17 protein-coding genes and 1 other RNA gene are annotated in these 20,167 nt (G+C 29.8%); 1 reads left to right on the top strand and 17 read right to left on the bottom strand.

The annotated features are described in order from the left end of the window. Positions 1-38: 38 nt before the first annotated feature. The 10 genes from GPX08_RS12745 to GPX08_RS12700 form a co-directional block, all read right to left on the bottom strand. Positions 39-1,898, bottom strand: a complete 1,860-nt coding sequence (locus tag GPX08_RS12745) for a PTS beta-glucoside transporter subunit EIIBCA (protein WP_156627183.1) — start codon at positions 1,896-1,898, stop codon at positions 39-41. 61 nt (positions 1,899-1,959) lie between these two features. Then, positions 1,960-3,360 carry a 6-phospho-beta-glucosidase gene (locus GPX08_RS12740; RefSeq protein ID WP_156627192.1) on the bottom strand — a complete coding sequence of 467 codons (1,401 nt, stop codon included), beginning with the start codon at positions 3,358-3,360 and terminating at the stop codon, positions 1,960-1,962. Between the two features lie 147 nt (positions 3,361-3,507). Beyond that, a complete protein-coding gene (locus GPX08_RS12735; RefSeq protein WP_156627182.1) occupies positions 3,508-4,398 on the bottom strand; it encodes an SIS domain-containing protein in 891 nt (296 codons plus the stop codon). Positions 4,399-4,653: 255 nt separating this feature from the next. After that, positions 4,654-5,065, bottom strand: an RNA gene (gene rnpB, locus GPX08_RS12730) — RNase P RNA component class A. A gap of 54 nt (positions 5,066-5,119) precedes the next feature. After that, complete coding sequence (locus GPX08_RS12725) at positions 5,120-5,371, bottom strand: hypothetical protein (RefSeq protein ID WP_136003511.1); 252 nt, start codon at positions 5,369-5,371, stop codon at positions 5,120-5,122. A 263-nt stretch (positions 5,372-5,634) separates the two neighbouring features. Then, positions 5,635-6,426 (bottom strand): Nif3-like dinuclear metal center hexameric protein, encoded by a 792-nt coding sequence (locus tag GPX08_RS12720; protein WP_156627181.1) that lies wholly within the window; start codon positions 6,424-6,426, stop codon positions 5,635-5,637. A gap of 193 nt (positions 6,427-6,619) precedes the next feature. Then, the gene (locus GPX08_RS12715) at positions 6,620-7,315 is read right to left on the bottom strand and encodes an SAM-dependent methyltransferase (protein ID WP_156627180.1); all 696 of its coding nucleotides are present in this window, start codon (positions 7,313-7,315) and stop codon (positions 6,620-6,622) included. Positions 7,316-7,360: 45 nt separating this feature from the next. After that, complete coding sequence (gene rpoD / locus GPX08_RS12710; protein WP_156627179.1) at positions 7,361-8,467, bottom strand: RNA polymerase sigma factor RpoD; 1,107 nt, start codon at positions 8,465-8,467, stop codon at positions 7,361-7,363. Positions 8,468-8,512: 45 nt separating this feature from the next. Next, positions 8,513-10,270 carry a DNA primase gene (locus GPX08_RS12705; RefSeq protein ID WP_156627178.1) on the bottom strand — a complete coding sequence of 586 codons (1,758 nt, stop codon included), beginning with the start codon at positions 10,268-10,270 and terminating at the stop codon, positions 8,513-8,515. A 173-nt stretch (positions 10,271-10,443) separates the two neighbouring features. After that, complete coding sequence (locus tag GPX08_RS12700; protein WP_156627177.1) at positions 10,444-11,475, bottom strand: deoxyguanosinetriphosphate triphosphohydrolase; 1,032 nt, start codon at positions 11,473-11,475, stop codon at positions 10,444-10,446. Between the two features lie 144 nt (positions 11,476-11,619). On the opposite strand from GPX08_RS12700, the gene GPX08_RS12695 reads away from it, so the two are divergent. Further along, entirely contained in the window at positions 11,620-12,681 is a 1,062-nt protein-coding gene (locus GPX08_RS12695) for a CotS family spore coat protein (protein ID WP_156627176.1), read from the top strand. A gap of 67 nt (positions 12,682-12,748) precedes the next feature. Here the strand turns inward: GPX08_RS12695 and GPX08_RS12690 are convergent, their stop codons facing one another. The 7 genes from GPX08_RS12690 to ybeY form a co-directional block, all read right to left on the bottom strand. Further along, positions 12,749-15,379, bottom strand: a complete 2,631-nt coding sequence (locus GPX08_RS12690) for a pyruvate, phosphate dikinase (protein ID WP_156627175.1) — start codon at positions 15,377-15,379, stop codon at positions 12,749-12,751. 79 nt (positions 15,380-15,458) lie between these two features. After that, on the bottom strand, positions 15,459-16,097 hold the full coding sequence (locus GPX08_RS12685; protein WP_156627174.1) for a CBS domain-containing protein: 639 nt from the start codon (positions 16,095-16,097) through the stop codon (positions 15,459-15,461). Positions 16,098-16,292: 195 nt separating this feature from the next. After that, positions 16,293-16,901, bottom strand: coding sequence for a DUF4342 domain-containing protein (locus tag GPX08_RS12680; protein ID WP_156627173.1), 609 nt, complete (start codon positions 16,899-16,901; stop codon positions 16,293-16,295). 6 nt (positions 16,902-16,907) lie between these two features. Next, positions 16,908-17,657 carry a DNA repair protein RecO gene (gene recO, locus GPX08_RS12675; RefSeq protein WP_156627172.1) on the bottom strand — a complete coding sequence of 250 codons (750 nt, stop codon included), beginning with the start codon at positions 17,655-17,657 and terminating at the stop codon, positions 16,908-16,910. 4 nt (positions 17,658-17,661) lie between these two features. Then, complete coding sequence (locus tag GPX08_RS12670; RefSeq protein WP_156627171.1) at positions 17,662-18,552, bottom strand: GTPase Era; 891 nt, start codon at positions 18,550-18,552, stop codon at positions 17,662-17,664. Between the two features lie 121 nt (positions 18,553-18,673). Beyond that, positions 18,674-19,375: a phosphatase PAP2 family protein gene (locus GPX08_RS12665; protein ID WP_156627170.1), complete on the bottom strand. Its 702-nt coding sequence runs from the start codon at positions 19,373-19,375 to the stop codon at positions 18,674-18,676. Positions 19,376-19,600: 225 nt separating this feature from the next. Next, a complete protein-coding gene (gene ybeY, locus GPX08_RS12660; RefSeq protein WP_156627169.1) occupies positions 19,601-20,101 on the bottom strand; it encodes an rRNA maturation RNase YbeY in 501 nt (166 codons plus the stop codon). Positions 20,102-20,167 lie beyond the last annotated feature (66 nt).

Genomic DNA, 20,167 nt, shown 5'->3' with positions numbered 1-20,167 from the left:
ATTAGCATTTTATTAATTTTATCTTAAGAAATTTTTTTCTAAGATAAAATTAATAATTCTTCACCTACACTAATAGATTTTCCCTTTATCGGAACTATTAATTGTGAATCACCAGCATTTGTTACAATTATTGGGGTTACAATATCATATCCACTTTTTTTAATTTCTTCACTTTCAAACTCAAGTAGTAAATCGCCTACCTTAACTGTATCTCCTTGTTTAATATTTGATTTGAAGTATTTACCATTAAGTTCTACAGTATCAATCCCTATATGAATTAGTATCTCTGTTCCATTATCTGCTACAATTCCAATTGCATGCTTAGTCTCAAATATTGATGCAATACTTCCGTTAACTGGTGAATACAACTTTCCCTCTTTAGGATTAATAGCAATTCCTACTCCCATCATCCCACTAGAAAATACAGTGTCTTTTACATCTTCTAATTTAATCACTTCACCTTTTATAGGGCTATATATTATCGTGCTCAACTTTTCATCAGATTTACTTTCATCAACTTTAATTTCATCATTTTTTTTATCTTCACTATCTACATCTTCAAATCCAATGTACCATAATATTGCAAATGTCGCTACGAATGCAATTGCTGCAGAAATTAATGCATTAATTACGTTGCTAGGATTCTCTCCTACGTAAAGACCTATAGCAGCAAGTCCAGCTCCACCGCCTCCAAATCTTAATACTCCAGTAATACCAGCATATAATCCACCTAGACCTCCACCGATTGTTGTTGCAATTAAAGGTTTTTTCAATCTTAAGTTAACACCAAATAAAGCTGGTTCAGTAACTCCAAGAAGAGCTGTAACACCACTTGAAATAGCTAACTGTCTTAAATCCTTATTCTTTGTTTTAAACGCTACACATAATGCAGCTGCACCTTGTGCAATATTTGAAGGAAGATTTCCTGGTCCTATAATTGATTCATATCCCAAAGCTGAAAGTGAATTCACGTATGCAGGTAACAGGCTGTAATGCATTCCTGTCATAACAAGGAAAGGCATAAATGCTCCAATTACCGTTGGAAGAATCCAAGGAGCAATAGCTTCAATAGATAACAATATCTTTACAAGTCCATCACCAACAAATCCTCCTAAAGGTCCTAAAACTACTAAAGAAATAGGTACCATAATTAATATTGTAAGTAGAGGCTTGGCAATAAATTTAATCATAGATGGAGTAATTTTCTCAACAAATTTTTCAATATATGATAATACAAATACAATTAATATTATAGGAATAACTGATGCAGAATAAGTTACCATCTTAACTGGTATACCTAAAACCTTAATAAAATCTCCAGTATCCTTTAAAGCTATAAAGCTTGGATGTAATAATACTGCTCCCATTAACATAGCCATATGCATATTACAATTAAACTTCTTTGCTGCAGTAGCTGCTAAAAATATAGGTAAGAAATAATATGACGAATCTGCTATAAAGTTTAAGAAATAATAAACATTGCCTGATTTATCTATAAAGTTAAATAAAGTAAGAATAGAAAGTAATGCTTTTATCATACCTGCACCAGCTATTATAGGCATTATAGGTGCAAATATACCTGCAATAATATCTAATAGACTATTAAGTCCTCCTTTTTTTACTTCCTTTTCACTTTCAATTTTTCTACCATCAAAATCTCCAAGTTTCATTAATTCAGAGTAAACCCTAGCTACCTCAGATCCAATAATAACCTGATACTGACCGCCTTTATTTACAACACCCATAACTCCAGAAATATTCTTTAATTCTTCCTCATTTACCTTATCAATAGAGCTTAAGTTAAATCTTAATCTAGTAATACAATGTGTAACATTTTTTACATTAGATACTCCTCCAATTTCCTTAAGTATATTTTCAGCAATAATTTTAGTGTCCATTTATATACCTCCCATTATTAAATTTTCATTTTTTATTACATCTGCTTTTTATTAATCCTATCTAATACGATGTATCTTCTCCATTACTTTCTATAACTTTTTTATACCAATAAAATGAGTCTTTTTTCATTCTTTTTAATGTTCCATTACCTTCATCATCTTTATCAACATATATAAATCCATATCTTTTTCTCATCTCACCAGTACCAACTGAAACTATATCAATAGGTCCCCAACATGTATATCCTATAACATCAACATAATCTAATTCAATTGCTTTTTTCATTTCTTCAATATGGCTAGATAAGAATTCTACTCTGTAAATGTCTTTTATTCTTCCATCTTTTTCAACCTTATCTATTGCTCCTAATCCATTTTCAACAATAAACAATGGCAATTCATATCTATCATATAATTCATTTAAAGCAATTCTTAGTCCAGTTGGATCTATAGGCCAATCCCAATCATTTCTTTCTACATAAGGATTTGATCTTTCTACCTTTATGTTTTTTCCATCTTCACTAGATGCAATTGATGAAAAATAATAGCTAAATGCAATGTAATCAACCTTACCAGCTTTTAATATTTCTTCATCTCCATCTTTCATATCTAATTCCACATTTAAACGTTTAATCTGAGCCTTGCATAAAGAAGTATAATAACCTTTACACATTACATCTGTATAATAATAATTAGGCATCATATGAAATCTTTGAGCTAGTACATCATTTGGATTACATGTCTTAGGATAAGTCGTAGGATACTGAAGCATACAGCCTATCTTAAAATCCGGATTGATCTTATGTCCAATAATTACTGCTTTAGCACTAGCTAAAAACATATTGTGACTTGCTAGTATTTTAATCTCATTAGGATTCTCTCCTTCTTTATATAAAATACCTGCTTGATGATATGGTTCTTTTTGATTCATTGTTTCATTAATTTCATTAAATGTCATCCAATACTTAACCTTATCTTTATATCTTTCGAAAACAACAGTACAGAACCTTTCAAAGCACTCTATTAACTTCCTACTTCTCCATGAACCATATTTCTGAACTAAATTTAATGGTGTCTCATAATGTGATAGGGTTACAATAGGCTGTATTCCTTTACTTAAAAGCTCATCAAAAACCTTATCATAAAACTTTAATCCTTCTTCATTCGGTTCATTTTCATCCCCATTTGGAAAAATTCTTGGCCAGTTAATTGACATTCTAAAGCAGTTAAAGCCTATTTCTGAAAATAAATTTATATCTTCACTATATCTATGATAAAAATCAACTGCCTCATGGCTTGGATAATATTTTCCCTTTTCAACACTATCATGTATCTCTCTTGGTATCCCATGTCTAGAGCCCATTTCAACATCAGCAATGCTTAAGCCTTTACCATCTTCAAGAAAAGCTCCTTCGTATTGATTTGCAGCTGTTGCTCCTCCCCATAAAAATTCCTTCTTCATCTTCAATTTAATATCCTCCCTAAAAAAAATCTCCTCGACATATCTAATTATATATGCCTGGAGATTCTAAAAAAAGATGTGCAGAAGTTGTTGTTACACTGTTTAATGAAAACGCTTAAATTTATATTATAATTGTAAAACAGTGTTTCATTCTTTACTTCTATTCATTAATAAAGTATTGGTTGAGTGTCTCTTATTCTCTAACTTCTTCGTTTTCTCTAATTTTTTATTATAATTCTCCTCATAATTTGATAAAAAGTACGAGGAATATAAAATATCTAAAATTAAATTTATTGATATATGAATACTAAAATCGCCTAAATTTTGAAACAAACTCTCTTTTGTTGAAAGAACTAACTTACACGTTGCATATTCAGATAAAGAATTTTCTCCAAAGGATGTAATAGCTATAACTTGAACTGATCTTTTTTTACATTCCCTAGCTATCTCTAATATCTTTTCAGTTTCCCCAGAATAAGATATTATTATTGCTACATCTCTAGACGACAAACACCCTACTTCATACAACTGATAATTCAAATTATTTGATATAGAAACACGCTTCCCTATCTTCATCATTTTTTCCTTAAAAGACTCTGCTTGATTTAATGCTGTTCCAGCAGAAAACACAGAAATACAATCACAGTACTTTAAAATAGTTATAGCTTTTTGAAGTGAGCTATAATTAATCAAACTCATTGTATCCTGAATAGTATCCATATATAAATGTGAAATATTATTTGAAACTTTCATGATCGTATCATCTTTAGAAAACGGAAAATTGGCATCAATCTTACCTGATTGTTGATTTAAATAATTTATTTCCTCTATAAACTTCTCTTTAAATTCATCAAACCCTGTTAAGCCTATCTTCTTACAGAACCTAATTATTGTAGCTGGAGAAGTATAAGTAGCTTCTGCTAAATTTCTAGTCGAATATTTTTCAATTTTTATCCCCTGATCTAATAAATAGTCTGCTATGGATTTTTCAGTATCAGACATAGAATCTTTCAACTTTAACTTTTCAATTATTAACATTATGACTACATTCCCTTTCTTGGTTATTTATATATAAAACTAATATTTTCAATAAATATCCTTGGTTTCTCTTCTATGTTTCATTATCATCAGTCTTATTTCTATTATAAGTATATAAATAAAGATATCACTTTTTCTAATATGTTTACAATCGTATTTTCTATATTATAAAATACTATTTAATTAAACTATCAAACACCAAAATCTAATAACTTTAAAAAGAAAAACACTAGCCGTTAAGCTAGTGTTTTTCATGTTACGAGATAAGCCGTAAGCGGAGTTCTGTATTAAGCAATCATCTATCTAGGCCCATTGTTGCCAATGAGCTCAAGCGGTACACCCGGAAACGGAGCGGGCTACCCCATTATGTTTCCCTATTCGACCTTGCTCCAGGTGGGGTTTACATAGCCATCATGTCACCATGATGCTGGTGAGCTCTTACCTCGCCTTTCCACCCTTACCTAAGTGACACTCCAAATCTACGATTTGGCTAGTGGAACTTATGCACTCTGATTAATCAGAATGTAATCATTCATACTTAGGCGGTATCTCTCTGTTGCACTTTCCTTCAAGTCGCCTTGACTGGACGTTATCCAGCACCCTGCCCTATGGAGCTCCGACTTTCCTCTCCTAGATCTAGTCTAGCAGCGATTGCATGTCTTACTCGCAGAATTTATATTACCATAACTTTATTAATAATACAAATGAATTTTTTGTAAGTTTACACAAATTGTAGTATTATCACTAACATAATTAAGATAACCCAAGAATAAAATCCAATCCCTGAAAATAAAAGAGTTATTGCTATAAGTACAAAAATACATATCCTTGCAGCTGGATTACAACAATTTCTTATAACAGGAACTCTTTTAGAAAGACTTTTGCCTATACCTTCAAAAATATCTTTTACCCCATCTTGGAAGACCTTTCCCCAAGATCCACCTTTTCTTTTGGAATAATAGGATTTTCCCATAGCTTCAACTCCTATAATACTATATCTTTCAATTAATAATCTACATTTTAACTCTTATAAAATTATAAGTACAAAAATTATTCTTACGTAAAACTCTATTAATTGAAATCATATAGTTTAATTTTTATATAAGTTGAGCATAATTTTCTAACTAGTATACTTCAAATAAGAAATATAGCTTAATAAAATAAAAAACTTTACTCCAACTTATATCTTATTATTACTTTATGCTAAGGGAGAAAAATTGTGTAAGCTCTTATAATTTAAGCATAAGTATATGGGTCTTCACTTTTTTCAGATATTATTATTTCTATATCTTTTAATTTATCTTTAAGCTTGTTTATTACTTCTAAAAATACTATCCATTCAGAAGGAAAATGTCCTGTATCAATTATAGATACTCCCATTTCTTTATAATCAGAAGCAAAATGATAAGTTGTATCTCCTGTTATAACGCAGTCTGCACCCATTCTGTAAGCTATATCTAAAAAGCTACTTCCACTTCCATTAATAACAGCTATATTTTTAATCTTATCTGAAGCCCTAACTAATTTCACATTACTTATATTAAGCTTTTTCTTAACATTAACTACAAATTCATCTAAAGAAATAGCTTCTTCTAATCTTATAATTCTTCCAAGTCCCTCATTAGCATTTCTTGCATTCTTATTTGATTCTATAAGTTCTTTAGATTCATATCCTAAGATATTCACTATAGTTTCATTTAAGCCTTCTCCTGCTGAATCTAAGTTAGTATGACTTGAATAAAGATTTATATTGTTTTTTATTAACTCAATTATTTTTTTACCAGTTAAAGTATCAGTAGTTATGCTACTTGGCTTTCTAAACAATAAGGGGTGATGAGTAATAATTAAATCAACATTCTTTTCTTTAGCCTCTTCAATTACATCTAATGTACAATCTAATGATAAAAGAATTCTTTTAATTTCAGACTCCTTATCTCCCACCATTAAGCCAACATTATCAAAATCTTCTTTTAAATTAATTGGAGCAAATTCCTCCATTATATCAATAATTTCCTTTAGCTTTTTCATAAATTCACATCCTTATTACTTTTAATTAAGTTTTAATATTATATCTTTATTATACATTAATTAAATGTGGCTATCACATTATTGATTTAAATAGAAATCATTTATATCCAAAAATAATTAAATATAAATTTGAAATTACTAATCAATATACATACAATAGCCACATTTTCTACTCTACTTATGTACTTTTCTTTTAAAAATGATTAATCATATTATCTATAATGTTTATTTTCTCTATAACACTATTTCTTCTTTCTTTTGCATTAATAGTGCTCTCTGTAATAAACCCTAATATTTTTTCGTATTCTTTCTTTTTAGAAATTAAGTATTCCTTCATTAAAGGTTCTTTCTTCATTAATAACCTTGGACTAAATTCATAGTAAATTGAATCTAATGCCATAGATTCTCCAGATTTCTTTCTAACCTTAAATAGTTCATAATAAATTCCTTCTTCTTCACAAAGAGATTCATCTATTATTTCGTAATCATTAGTATATAAGTATTCTCTTAAAACTTCTGGATTTTGAGCTGGTAATAATAATAAATAATTTAATTCATTTACCTTATCTATATCTTCTTCTAATATATCTTTTATTAGATTTCCACCCATTCCTGCAATTACAACAACTTCAGCTTCTCCCTTTTCAAGTGGATTAAGTCCGCTTCCAAGTCTAAAGTCTAACTCTTCTCCAGCACCTTCTAAGATTGCATTTAATTTCGCCTTTCCCAAAGGTTCTTTATTTATATCTATTGCTACAGCTTTACTACATAAACCGTTTTTTATTGCGTATAAAGGTATATATCCATGATCTGTTCCTATATCTGCTAAAACAGTTGTATTTTCTTCTATATTATCTATTATAAACTTTAATCTTTTGCTTAATTGCATAAATCTTCTTCTCCTTGCTAAAATTAAAATTAGCACCATTAGGTGCTAATCTAAATAATCCTTTAGTTTTTTACTTCTTGATGGATGTCTTAACTTTCTTAAAGCTTTTGCTTCAATTTGTCTAATTCTTTCTCTAGTTACGTTAAATTCCTTACCAACTTCTTCTAGAGTTCTTGCTCTACCATCATCTAATCCAAATCTAAGTCTTAATACTTTTTCTTCTCTTGGAGTTAAAGTATCTAAAACATTGATTAATTGTTCCTTAAGCATTGTAAATGCTGCTGCTTCTGCTGGTGCTAAAGCATCATCATCAGGAATAAAATCTCCTAAGTGTGAATCTTCTTCTTCACCTATTGGAGTTTCTAAAGATACTGGTTCTTGAGCAATTTTTTGAATTTCTCTTACCTTATCTACTGGTAAATCCATAACCTTAGATATTTCTTCTGGGAATGGATCTCTTCCAAGCTCTTGTAATAACTGTCTTTGTACTCTAATTAGCTTATTGATAGTTTCAACCATATGAACTGGAATTCTTATAGTTCTTGCTTGGTCTGCAATGGCTCTAGTAATTGCTTGCCTTATCCACCATGTTGCATAAGTAGAAAACTTAAAGCCTTTTCTATAATCAAATTTTTCAACTGCTTTTATAAGACCAAGGTTTCCCTCTTGAATAAGGTCAAGGAATAACATACCTCTACCTACATATCTTTTAGCAATACTTACAACAAGTCTAAGGTTTGCTTCAGCTAGTTTTTTCTTAGCTTTTTGATCACCTTGTTCAATTCTATTAGCAAGTTCTATTTCTTCTTCTGAAGATAATAGAGGCACCTTACCTATTTCTTTTAAGTACATTCTTACTGGATCGTCTATTGCAATACCTTCTGGAATTGTTAAATCTATTTCTTCTTCGACTTCTTCTTCACCACTTGGTTCACCAATTACTTCTATTCCCATTGATTCAAGAACTTCATAAATTTTTTCAATTTGTTCTGGGCTTAAATCAATATTCTCAATCTCATCCATTATTTCTTTATATGTTAAAGTACCGCTTTTCTTCCCTTTATCTAGCAGATTCTTTACTATATTCATCTTATTATTTCTATCATCATTTTCTTTTTTAACCTGCTTAGCTTTTGTTTTTTCATCTAACATTTTTTTACCTCCTTCCGTTATTGCCAACTGCATCTACACCTCTCTTTAGCTATTCATTAGCTTATTTAGCTCAATTGCAATTTGTATAGACTCTTCAATCTTCCCTTGTGCTTCTAAAGCTTTTTGCCTTTGTTTTAATTCTTTTTTGCGTGTATTCAATTTATATTTATTAATCTGTTTAACTAAATCCTCTAAAAGCTTTTTATTATCTTTTCCTGTTAAAACTTCTTGCTCTTTAATTTTTACAATTTCCTCAATAGTTCTAACATCAGTACACCTTGCTTCTACAAAGTTGATTATATTATTTATGTTTCCCTTTTTAGCTTCTTTAATAATAGAAAAAATCTCTTTATGTTCTGGAAGAATTAACTCTTCTTGGGTTATTAGATTATTAATGAAATCAAAATACTCATCATCTAGAGATAATTTCAAAAGAGCTCTTTCTGCCTTAATATAAGCAGGCTCCTTATATAATTTTGTTCCATTTTCTTCCTTATTATTCATAAATTCTTGATTTTTAATATTTTTTGTCATTTCCTTTGATAGTAAGTCATATAAAGCCTGTTCTCTTATACCTGTATTTTCTGATATTTTCTTAATGTAAATATCTTTTTCTATAGGATTTACATCCGCTAATATTTCTGTAACCTTTTTACCATATCTTATCAAGTCATTACTGTCTTTAAAGTTTATATTTTCTCCAGCCTTCTTTATTCTGTAATCCAATAAGCCTTCTGCTTCTTTAATTAATTTTATAAAAGCATCTTTTCCATTACTTCTTACATACTCATCTGGATCTTTTCCTTGAGGAATACTTAAAACTCTAACGTCAAAACCTGCACTTCTTAATATTTCTAACCCTCTCATAGTGGCTGCTTGACCTGCTACATCGGCATCATAAGAAATGATCACCTTATCAGCATATCTTTTTAATAATCTTGCTTGATTAGCAGTTAATGCTGTACCCAACGAAGCTACAACATTAGTAATCCCATATTGATGCAAGGTTATTAAATCCATATATCCTTCTACCATAATAAAGTATCTTTCCTGCATATTACTTTTTATTGCAAAGTTTAGGCCATATAAATTAGTACCTTTTTGGAAAACTAAAGTTTCCGGAGAATTTAAATATTTCGGCTTAGAATCATCTAAGACTCTCCCACCAAAGCCTATAACCTTCCCCCTATAATCAAAAACTGGAAACATTACTCTATTTCTGAATCTATCATAATTATTTCCTGTTTTCTCTGAAGTAAGTACTAACCCTGCTTCTAATAATATATTGTCTTTATATCCAAGCTTTCTTAAATAGAATAATAAACTATTCCAACTATCCTTTGCATATCCTAATCCAAACTTCTTAATAGTTTCTTCTCTTATGCCTCTATTTAGAAAATATTCCTTAGCAGCTTTATTAGCTCTTAAGTTAGAATAAAAAAACCTACCTGCTTCTACATTCACTTTATATAATAACTCTTTTTTTCTTGCAGTGGGATTTACTCTAGCTTCTTCTTCAATAACGATGTTAGATCTATCTGCTAAAAATTTGATTGCATCCATGAAAGGCATATTTTTGTTTTTCATAACAAAAGTAATTACATTTCCAGATTCTCCGCATCCAAAGCATTTATATATCTGCTTTTCTTGTGATACAGAAAATGATGGTGATTTTTCATTATGGAATGGACATAATCCTGAAAAGCTTCTTCCAGACTTTTTTAGTCTAACTGACTCAGAGATTACATCTACTATGTCATTTGCTTCTTTAATTTTTTCTAGAATCTCTTCAGAAATCTGCAAGGAGATTCACCTCCTTACTTTTATTTTTGCTCAACCTATCATAATTTCGACATTTTTTATTAAAATCCTTCTTTTTCTGAAACTTTTTATAGGTTTTTATTAAATCTTCTTTATTTATATTCTTTATCAATATTAAATTTCCTCTTATTTTTTTAACTTTATTTATTACAATTTTAATAAATTACAACTTTAGGAACAAATAAATTATTAAACATATTTAAGCAATAATCATCGCTCATTCCTGACACATAGTCAGCTACAGCCCTTTTTAAGCCTTCTTCTTTAGCAACTTTTTTATAGATATCAGGTAGTTCATTTTCATGGTTGTAATAATAATTTAATATATTTTCTAACACAAATTTAGCTTTACTTCTCTCTACTCTTAAAATATCTCCTAAATATACATTTTTAAACATAAACCTTCTAAGCTCTGTCATCGCTTCCCATACTTCTGCGCTAAATTCAATATCAAATATCCCCTTCTCTAAGGCTAAAGATGTATTTTTAACTACATCTGTTACTAAAGTGTCTATTCTTTCTGAATGTGTTTCTCCTAAAACTTTTATTACTTCTTTAGGTAAATCTTCTTTACTTAGAAGTCCAGCTCTTATGGAATCATCAATATCATGATTTAAATAAGCTATCTTATCACTTACCTTAACAACTCTACCTTCTAAAGTTTTAGCCTTATTATTACTATTCTTACTTAGCCCACTATGATGTAGTATTCCATCTATTACTTCTGCTGTTAAATTCAGCCCTTTTCCATCTCTTTCAAGTTTTTCAACTACTCTGACACTTTGTTCATTATGCCTAAAACCTTCATCTAAGAATTCGTTTATAACCTCTTCACCATTATGAGCAAAGGCAGCATGCCCTAAGTCATGCCCTAAAGATATAGCTTCTATTAAAGACTCATTTATCCCTATACCTATTCCTATGGTTCTTGCTATTTGAGATACTTCTAATGTATGAGTAAGTCTTGTTCTATAATGGTCTCCGAAAGTTTTAATGTAAACTTGAGTTTTATGCTTTAAACGTCTAAAAGATTTACTATGAATTATTCTATCTCTATCAACCATGAAACAAGTTCTAAAGGAATCTTTTTCTTCCTCTTCTCTTCTTCCTAGACTTTCGCTACTTAATTGTGCTTGAGAAATCAATGTCAACCTCTCAAAACCTTCCATTTTTTCTCTTACATTCATATATCTCACCTCTATATTACATATTCTATATTTTTCTCTATTTTCCTCTATTTAAACATATTTTATAATTATATATTTAATACCAAGTATATTTTCTTTTTTTTACTAATATCTTAGTAATAAATAATAAAAAAGGAGAAATACATGAAAAAGGTACCACCCACTGTAAAAGATGAGCTTCTTCCTATAGATGAAATTAAAAAAAATATATTACCTTATTATAATTTTAAAAATGCAGAAGTTTTCAGTATTAAATTTAAAGATACAGAAAAACAAAGAGCTGTTTATAGAATAGATGTAAATAATAAAAGCTTTTGCTTAAAAAAAGTTTACTATAATGAAGAAAATCTTTTATATGTATATTCAGCTATGGAATGGTGTTATAAAAATAATATTCTAGTACCAAAGCTTTTACCTACTATAGAAGGTAGCAGATATGTAAAATATAAAAACATGCTCTTTATATTAACACCTTGGCTTGATGGTGATAAATGTGATTTTGATAATATTAATCATATTCTACTTTCTTCAAAAACCCTTGGAAAATTACATAAGACTTCTAAAAATTTTACACCTATTTCAGGCAGTGCACAAAGGATTGGACTTGATAATTATAATGAGACTATAGGAAAGCATTTTAATCAGTTGCTTCAAAGTATAAGTAATGCTAATAAATATAATGATAGATTTTCTAAACTTATATTAGATAATGTAGATGATAACTTAGAGCTTGCTAAGATTTCTTACGAAATTTCTTCTTCCATAGTTAGTGATGAATTATCTACATCTCTTTGTCACGGAGATTATGTAAACAAAAATATTATTATAGATGGCAGTAATATAGCATTAATAGATTTTGATAAATGTAAATTTGATTATTCAGTAAATGATATTTCTTATTTCTTAAGAAGATTATTAAAAAGAGATAATACGAATTGGCAAACAAATTTAACTATAAATATATTAGATTCTTATATGGAAGAAAATGAACTTAGCCCTTCAGATTTGAAGTTTATTTTAGCCTACATTGCTTTTCCTCAGAAGTTTTGGAAACTTTCTAGAGATTATTATAAAAATATAAAGAAGTGTAATAAGAATTCATTTATTTCTCTTATGGAAAAAAATCTAAATAAAAGTAAACATCAATTAGAATTTGTCTATGAACTAAGTAAAGCTTTAAGAAAGCGTTATAAGATTAAAATTTAAAATGCGAAGCAGTTTATTAGTTAAGAACTGTAAGTTAAAAAGGACTGCCTAAGCAGTCCTTTTTACTTTATCTTTTATTTTTAACTTGAGCTTGTGCAGCTGCTAATCTAGCAATTGGCACTCTAAATGGTGAACAAGAAACATAATCTAATCCAATGTTATGGCAGAATGTTACTGATGATGGATCTCCACCATGTTCTCCACATATTCCAACCTTTAGATCACTCTTAACTGATCTACCCTTTTCAGTTGCAATTTTAACTAATGCACCTACACCAGTTTGATCTAGTTTTGCAAATGGATCTTGTTCGTAGATTTTCTTTTCATAGTAGTCAGCTAAGAATTTAGCAGCATCATCTCTTGAGAATCCAAATGTCATTTGAGTTAAGTCATTTGTTCCAAATGAGAAGAAGTCTGCTTCTTTAGCAATTTCATCTGCAGTTAATGCAGCTCTTGGAATTTCAATCATTGTACCTACTTTATAGTCTAATTGAACTCCCTTTTCTTCCATTACTTCTTTAGCAGTATTAACTACTACATCTTTAACATATTTCAATTCCTTAATTTCACCAACTAGCGGAATCATTATTTCAGGTACTACATCATAGCCCTTATTGTTTTTAACCTCAATAGCAGCTTCTATTACTGCTCTAGTTTGCATTTCAGCTATTTCAGGATAAGATACTGCTAATCTACATCCTCTATGTCCCATCATAGGATTGAATTCATGTAATTCATTAACAGTAGCTTTTAACTCATCAAAAGTGATGCCTAATTCATTAGCTAAAGCATGAATATCCTCATCATTATGAGGTAAGAATTCATGTAGAGGTGGATCAAGGAATCTAATAGTAGCTGGCTTTCCTTCTAAAGCTTCATATATTCCAACGAAATCTTCCCTTTGCATTGGAAGTAATTTTTCAAGAGCTTTTCTTCTTTGTTCTTCACTCTTAGCAACTATCATTTCTCTAACTGCCATAATTCTATCTTCTGCAAAGAACATATGCTCAGTTCTACATAATCCAACACCTTCTGCTCCAAATTCCATAGCTTGCTTAGTATCTCTTGGAGAATCAGCATTAGTTCTAACTTTTAATTTTCTTATCTCATCTGCCCATCCCATAAATGTAGCAAAATGTCCTGAAATTTCTGGTGTAACTGTATTAACAGCTTCTCCATATATATTACCTGTTGATCCATCTATTGAGATAGAATCATCAGCAGTATAAACTTTTCCATCTACTTCTAAAGTTCTAGCTTCTTCATTAACTTTTAAAGCTCCACATCCTGCAACACAGCAAGTTCCCATTCCTCTAGCAACAACAGCTGCGTGAGATGTCATACCACCTCTTACAGTTAAAATACCTTCAGCAGCTATCATACCTTCGATATCTTCTGGTGAAGTTTCAAGTCTTACTAAAACTACATTTTCACCTTTTTCATGTCTTTCCTTAGCTTCTTCTGCAGTAAATGCTATTTTACCACAAGCAGCTCCTGGAGATGCTGGAAGACCTTTAGCTATTGGTGTAGCCTTCTTTAAATCTTCAGTATGGAAAGCAGGATGAAGTAATGAATCTAGTTGATTAGGCTCAACCTTAAGTATTGCTTGCTCCTTAGTCAACATTCCTTCTTCAACTAAATCAACAGCAATTTTTAAAGCAGCTTGAGCTGTTCTCTTACCATTTCTAGTTTGTAGGAAGTATAACTTTCCTTCTTCTATAGTTATTTCCATATCTTGCATATCTTTATAATGTTGTTCTAATGTATGAACAATATCAGTAAATTGTTTGTAGATTGCTGGATTTTGTTCTTCTAATCTTGCAATTGGAAGAGGTGTTCTTATACCAGCAACAACGTCTTCACCTTGAGCATTCATTAAATACTCACCATATATTACATTTTCACCAGTTGCAGGGTCTCTTGAGAATACAACCCCTGTTCCTGAAGTATCACCCTTATTACCAAATACCATTTCTTGAACGTTTACTGCTGTACCCCATTCTCCTGGAATGTCGTTTAATCTTCTATAAACAATAGCTCTTGGGTTATCCCATGATCTAAATACAGCTGTTATAGCTTCTATTAATTGAGTTTTAGGATCTTGAGGGAATTCTTCTCCCTTTTCTTTTTTATAAAGTTCTTTATATCTTTCTACCAGTACTTTTAAATTATCTGCAGTTAAATCTGTGTCTAATTCGACACCTTCTTCTTCTTTCATTTCATCTATTAGATCTTCAAATAGTCTCTTTTCGATATCCATAACAACATCAGAGAACATTTGAATAAATCTTCTATATGAATCGTATGCAAATCTTGGATTATTAGTTAAGTTTGCCATAGCAACTACTGACTCATCATTTAAACCAAGGTTTAATACTGTATCCATCATACCAGGCATTGAAACTCTAGCTCCTGATCTTACTGATACTAATAAAGGTTTAGTTAAACTACCAAATTCCTTACCAGTTAACTTTTCAAGCTCAGCAATTTTTTCATGAATTTCTTCAATTACTTCCTTTGATATTACTTTCCCATCCTCGTAATATTTATTACAAGCTTCTGTTGTAACTGTGAATCCTTGTGGTACTGGAATTCCTAGTAGAATCATTTCTGATAAATTTGCCCCTTTACCCCCTAGAAGGTTTTTCATTGACCCATTTCCTTCATTAAAAAGGTAAACATACTTCTTTTTCTCCATCTCAATACTCCTCCGTTCAATCAAATTGATGTATATACTAACAGCCTTTTGGCTGTAGCTAGCTAATTAAATAGTGTAATTAATTGCCTTCACCAAGTTTTACAAAGAGCTTAGTAATATTCGTTTTTGAAATCTTTCCAACAATCTTAAATTGAGGTTTTTCATTTAACCCACCCTCTATTTTTTCAACTATTGGTATACTATCTATTTCATGCTCTATAATTTTTTTTGCTAAATCGTAAGCACTATCTTCTGTAGACCCACATACTATATTAGGCATTCTAGTCATAATAACTCCAACCGGAACCTTATGTATATCTGTTCCTCCTATGGCATTCTTTAAGAAGTCCTTTCTTGAAACAGCTCCTACTAAAACTCCATTGTTTTCAATAAACAATGTACCTACATCATTTAAAAATAAGAATACGATCGCATCATATACTGTAGTTTCTTCACTAACAGTAACTGGTTTAGACATAATTTCCCCTGCTAATACCCTAGATATATTTTCTAATATTCTAGTATTTTCAACTTCACCTAAATATACATAACCAACCTTAGGTCTAGCATCTAATACTCCTATCATAGTTAAAATTGCAAGATCAGCTCTTAAAGCAGCTCTAGTAACTCCAAGCTTTTCTGCTAAAGCTTCACTAGTCACAGGCTGTCCTTTTTTAACTAGCCTTATAATCTCTTCTTGCCTTTCTGATAACTTCAAATTTATCCCTCTTTCTAAATTAGAAAGGAATATTCAGATAATTTTGATTAGTTTGATATTTACATACTAATTATAACATTTTATAAAAGTTTGACTATACTTAATTTTCTGAAAAATCACTCATTTTAACTGAATATCCCTATTTTCTTTGTTTTATTTTACTCTCTCCACTGTTTATCTCTATTTTACTTTGATTTACTCTTCATCATCAAAGTTCACTGTATATGTGAAAGAATTGTCATTTTCCTCAGATGTATTTACTGTAGATTTTTTGTAAACCTTATATTCATCCTTACTAAATTTATCTTTTTTTACTTCATCAACTTTGTTCTTAACTTTATCTGCAACATCAGTAGCAACATCTTTTATATCATCTACTGCCTTGCTTATATATTTATTTACTACTTCTACGCTACCATCAGCCATAGTTATTTCTACAGTTATTTTAGTAACTACAGCAGCTATTAAAGCAAAGGCTAATACAGGTGGTAAAATTATAGCTATAACACCTGCAGCTATTCCAGCATTTACAGGTACATCTACAATTACCTTACTATCCTTACTTATTTTAATTCTAGTTACATTTCCTTTATTTATTAACTCTTTAAGCCAAGCCTTAAACTCATCAATACTTTCTGACTTCATCTTACTATTAGCTTCAGCATCAGCTTCCTTTATACTTTCAATATAAATAATAGCTTCTAAAACATCCCCATTGCTTACCTCAAGGGCATGTTTTGCCTCAGCATAAGTAACTCCTGTTCTTTCAATAACTAAATCAACCTTTTCTAAAGTAATTTCCATTCTTAATCACTCCTTAATATAATTTAACATTTCTAAACTCTTTGGCCTTTTAGAATAATTTGAAGATATAATATGTGTAATAACCTTCCTTATATCCTTCTTTACGTCATCATTTATATTTAGTTTATATATTTTATCCATAGGAGTCTTCATTAAAAACTTTATTGAATTATATGCAGGCTTTGAAATATAAATTCCATGAACCTTTTCACAGTTTTCACAAAGACCTCCATAACTAGATAAAGATATATAATTAGAAACAGTAATCTTTTTTCTGCAACTTGCACAAAAATCTAAATTTAACCCATACCCAGTGGCACTTAATACCTTTAATTCAAAAGCTCTTATAAGCAGCTCATAATCTAATGCATCTGTATTTAGTAAGTACATACATGTTATAAAACTTCTAAAAAGCTCTTGATTAACTTCACCTTCCTCAACGCAAATATCAATAAGCTCACATATATAAGATGAGTATGTTAATTTATCTAAATTATCTAATAACCCTTGGAAGGAACTTATTATCTTTCCTTCCTGAAGGTTAAATAAGTTCTTCCCTTTAAATACTATATATTCGCCATAGCATAGTGGTAAAGTAATCGATAAAAATTTACTTTTACTTTTTCTTGATCCTTTAGCTATAGCTGTAATCTTTCCTAATTCACTAGTATATAACCATACTAATTTGTCATTTTCTTTATATTCCATAGTTTTAATAACTACGGCTCTCACCTTATGTAGTGACAGAAAAACCATCTCCCTATTTTGTCTTCTTATAGCCTAGTTCCTTTAATAGGTTTTGATTGTCTCTCCATTCTTTTCTAACTTTAACCCATATTTTTAGGTTAACCTTAGAATGTAAGAATCTTTCTATTTCGTATCTTGCTGTTTCACCTATCTTCTTTAAGCACTGACCATTTTTACCTATTATTATTCCTTTGTGTGAATCTTTTTCACAAAGCATATCTACTTCTATATGCCATGTACCACTAGGGCTTTGCTTCATTTGAATTATATCTACAGCAATACCATGAGGTATTTCTTCTCTTAGAGTTCTTAAAGCCTTTTCTCTTACTATTTCAGATATAACGAATCTTTCTTGAACATCTGTTATCATATCATCTGGATAGTATTTAGGGCCTTCTGGCATTGCATCTACCATTAATTCAACTAACTTTTCTACGTTTTTACCCTTAAGAGCTGAAATAGGAATAATTTCTTTAAATTCCATTTCTCCTGAATACATTTGTAAAGTCTTTGCTACCCTATCTTGTGTAAATTCATCAATTTTATTTACAACTAAAAACACAGGCGCCTTTTGAGTCTTTAAAGTTTCTATTATAAACTTATCTCCTCTTCCTATTTCTTCTTCTGGATTTATTAAAAATAAAACTAAATCTACTTCTTTAATAGAGTCCTTCGCAGAATTAACCATATATTCTCCAAGCTTATGCTTAGGCTTATGAATTCCTGGAGTATCCACAAAGACTAATTGATAATTATCGCCAGTTAATATAGTTTGAATATTATTTCTTGTTGTTTGAGGTTTATTAGATACAATAGAAAGCTTTTCTCCCATTATTTCATTTAATAATGTTGACTTTCCTACATTAGGTCTTCCTACTATCGTTACAAATCCTGATTTAAACATTCTTCCTCCTAGTTTAAGAAACTGTCCTACGACAGCACTAATTAATAATTAAGAATTATTAAAAGTTTCTTTTTTAAGATTATAGCATTCTTAAGAACTTTTATCATCTATTTAATGAAAATTATATTTTAAAAATAACAAATATCAATAACGTTAATAGAGTTCCAAAAAGCCCTCCAACAATAACTTCAAACACTGAATGAACATTGGAATCAACTCTACTTTGCGCCGTAATAAATGCCATTAAATAACTAAGCATTATACATATTGGCTCTTCTGTAATTAAAGATATAGCCGTAGCAATAGAAAAAGAAAGAGCACTGTGACCACTAGGCATACCTCCTTTTAGAGGAGTACCTTCTCCATATATAGATTTAACGATTAATGTTGCAATAGTAACTACTACTAAAGCTATTAATACCATATAGGGCTCAGATTGTTTCATTTTATGTATTACATCATAAGAAATCAAAGAAATCTTATCCCAAAATATAACATACCCAACAACTAAAGCATTTATTGCAGTTATCAGAACTGCTCCAGCAGCTGCATTCTTTGCAATTTTAGCCAAAGGATGATAATGATTTGTACTCATATCTATAGTAGCTTCTATCGCAGTATTAATTACTTCTGCTGCCAAAACTAAAGTTATTGTTACAGCTAAAACTAAAAATTCTGCCTTAGAAATATCTATAACAAAACACGCTATAAGTACACATAGAACTGCAACTAAATGAATTCTCATGTTCCTTTGGGTTCTAACAGTATGTATAATACCTTCTATTGCATAGTTAAAGCTTTCAACTAGCTTTTTTATTTTCATAATCTCGCCCCCATATTTAGTATATATCTTTCAATTAATAATTTACTTCTTATAATCTTATAAATTTAAAAGGCACTAACCATCCTTTTATAAAATATGTAAAATTGAAATCATCTATACCGTTTAATTTATTTATATAAGTTGCTTAAGAACTTACTATACTTAAATTCTATACATTAGAGCAATAATTCAATTGGATGTAGTATCTTTATTACAACTTATATATTATCTTCTAATATCTAATTTATTTAATATTTCTTCTTCTCTTGCTCTCATTTTTATTTTATCTTCATCTACCATATGATCATATCCAAGTAAATGTAAAATAGAATGTACTACTAAATAACTAACTTCTCTTTCATAAGAATGACCATATTCTTTACTTTGCTCTAAAGCTTTCTCTAAAGATAAAACCATATCTCCTAAGATAAGCTCTTCCCCATCTTTGAAAGTTTCATCAAATTCAAAATCCAAATAAATATCTTTATATACTTTTCCTTCTTCAAAATCCAACATAGGAAATGATAATACATCTGTTTCTCTATCAATATTTCTAGTTTCCTCATTTATTTCTTTTATTTCAGAGTTATCAACAAATAATAAAGAAATCTGATAAGGTATATTAAGATTTTCTTCTTTTAATGCAAAATCGCATACCTCTGTAATTTTATTTACAAATTCATCTGTAACTTCTATTTTATCTTGTCTGTTTTCTGTATATAACATTTTTCTCTCCTTATAATATTTTTCTATTAATTCATTTAATAATTTACTTTAGTAGTTTAGAAAAGA

Source organism: Clostridium tertium (genome assembly GCF_902652255.1).
GTDB lineage: Bacteria > Bacillota > Clostridia > Clostridiales > Clostridiaceae > Clostridium > Clostridium tertium_A.
The sequence above is the reverse complement of the archived record's forward strand: the minus strand, read 5'-3'. Positions and strand labels throughout refer to the sequence as shown.

Bases quoted from the DNA above. Each gene is read 5' to 3' on its own strand.
- GPX08_RS12745 (WP_156627183.1), bottom strand. From the start codon at position 1,898: ATGGACACTAAAATTATTGCTGAAAATATACTTAAGGAAATTGGAGGA.
- GPX08_RS12740 (WP_156627192.1), bottom strand. From the start codon at position 3,360: ATGAAGAAGGAATTTTTATGGGGAGGAGCAACAGCTGCAAATCAATAC.
- GPX08_RS12735 (WP_156627182.1), bottom strand. From the start codon at position 4,398: ATGTTAATAATTGAAAAGTTAAAGTTGAAAGATTCTATGTCTGATACT.
- GPX08_RS12725 (WP_136003511.1), bottom strand. From the start codon at position 5,371: ATGGGAAAATCCTATTATTCCAAAAGAAAAGGTGGATCTTGGGGAAAG.
- GPX08_RS12720 (WP_156627181.1), bottom strand. From the start codon at position 6,426: ATGAAAAAGCTAAAGGAAATTATTGATATAATGGAGGAATTTGCTCCA.
- GPX08_RS12715 (WP_156627180.1), bottom strand. From the start codon at position 7,315: ATGCAATTAAGCAAAAGATTAAAGTTTATAATAGATAATATAGAAGAA.
- rpoD (WP_156627179.1), bottom strand. From the start codon at position 8,467: ATGTTAGATGAAAAAACAAAAGCTAAGCAGGTTAAAAAAGAAAATGAT.
- GPX08_RS12700 (WP_156627177.1), bottom strand. From the start codon at position 11,475: ATGAATGTAAGAGAAAAAATGGAAGGTTTTGAGAGGTTGACATTGATT.
- GPX08_RS12695 (WP_156627176.1), top strand. From the start codon at position 11,620: ATGAAAAAGGTACCACCCACTGTAAAAGATGAGCTTCTTCCTATAGAT.
- GPX08_RS12690 (WP_156627175.1), bottom strand. From the start codon at position 15,379: ATGGAGAAAAAGAAGTATGTTTACCTTTTTAATGAAGGAAATGGGTCA.
- GPX08_RS12680 (WP_156627173.1), bottom strand. From the start codon at position 16,901: ATGGAAATTACTTTAGAAAAGGTTGATTTAGTTATTGAAAGAACAGGA.
- recO (WP_156627172.1), bottom strand. From the start codon at position 17,657: ATGGTTTTTCTGTCACTACATAAGGTGAGAGCCGTAGTTATTAAAACT.
- GPX08_RS12670 (WP_156627171.1), bottom strand. From the start codon at position 18,552: ATGTTTAAATCAGGATTTGTAACGATAGTAGGAAGACCTAATGTAGGA.
- GPX08_RS12665 (WP_156627170.1), bottom strand. From the start codon at position 19,375: ATGAAAATAAAAAAGCTAGTTGAAAGCTTTAACTATGCAATAGAAGGT.
- ybeY (WP_156627169.1), bottom strand. From the start codon at position 20,101: ATGTTATATACAGAAAACAGACAAGATAAAATAGAAGTTACAGATGAA.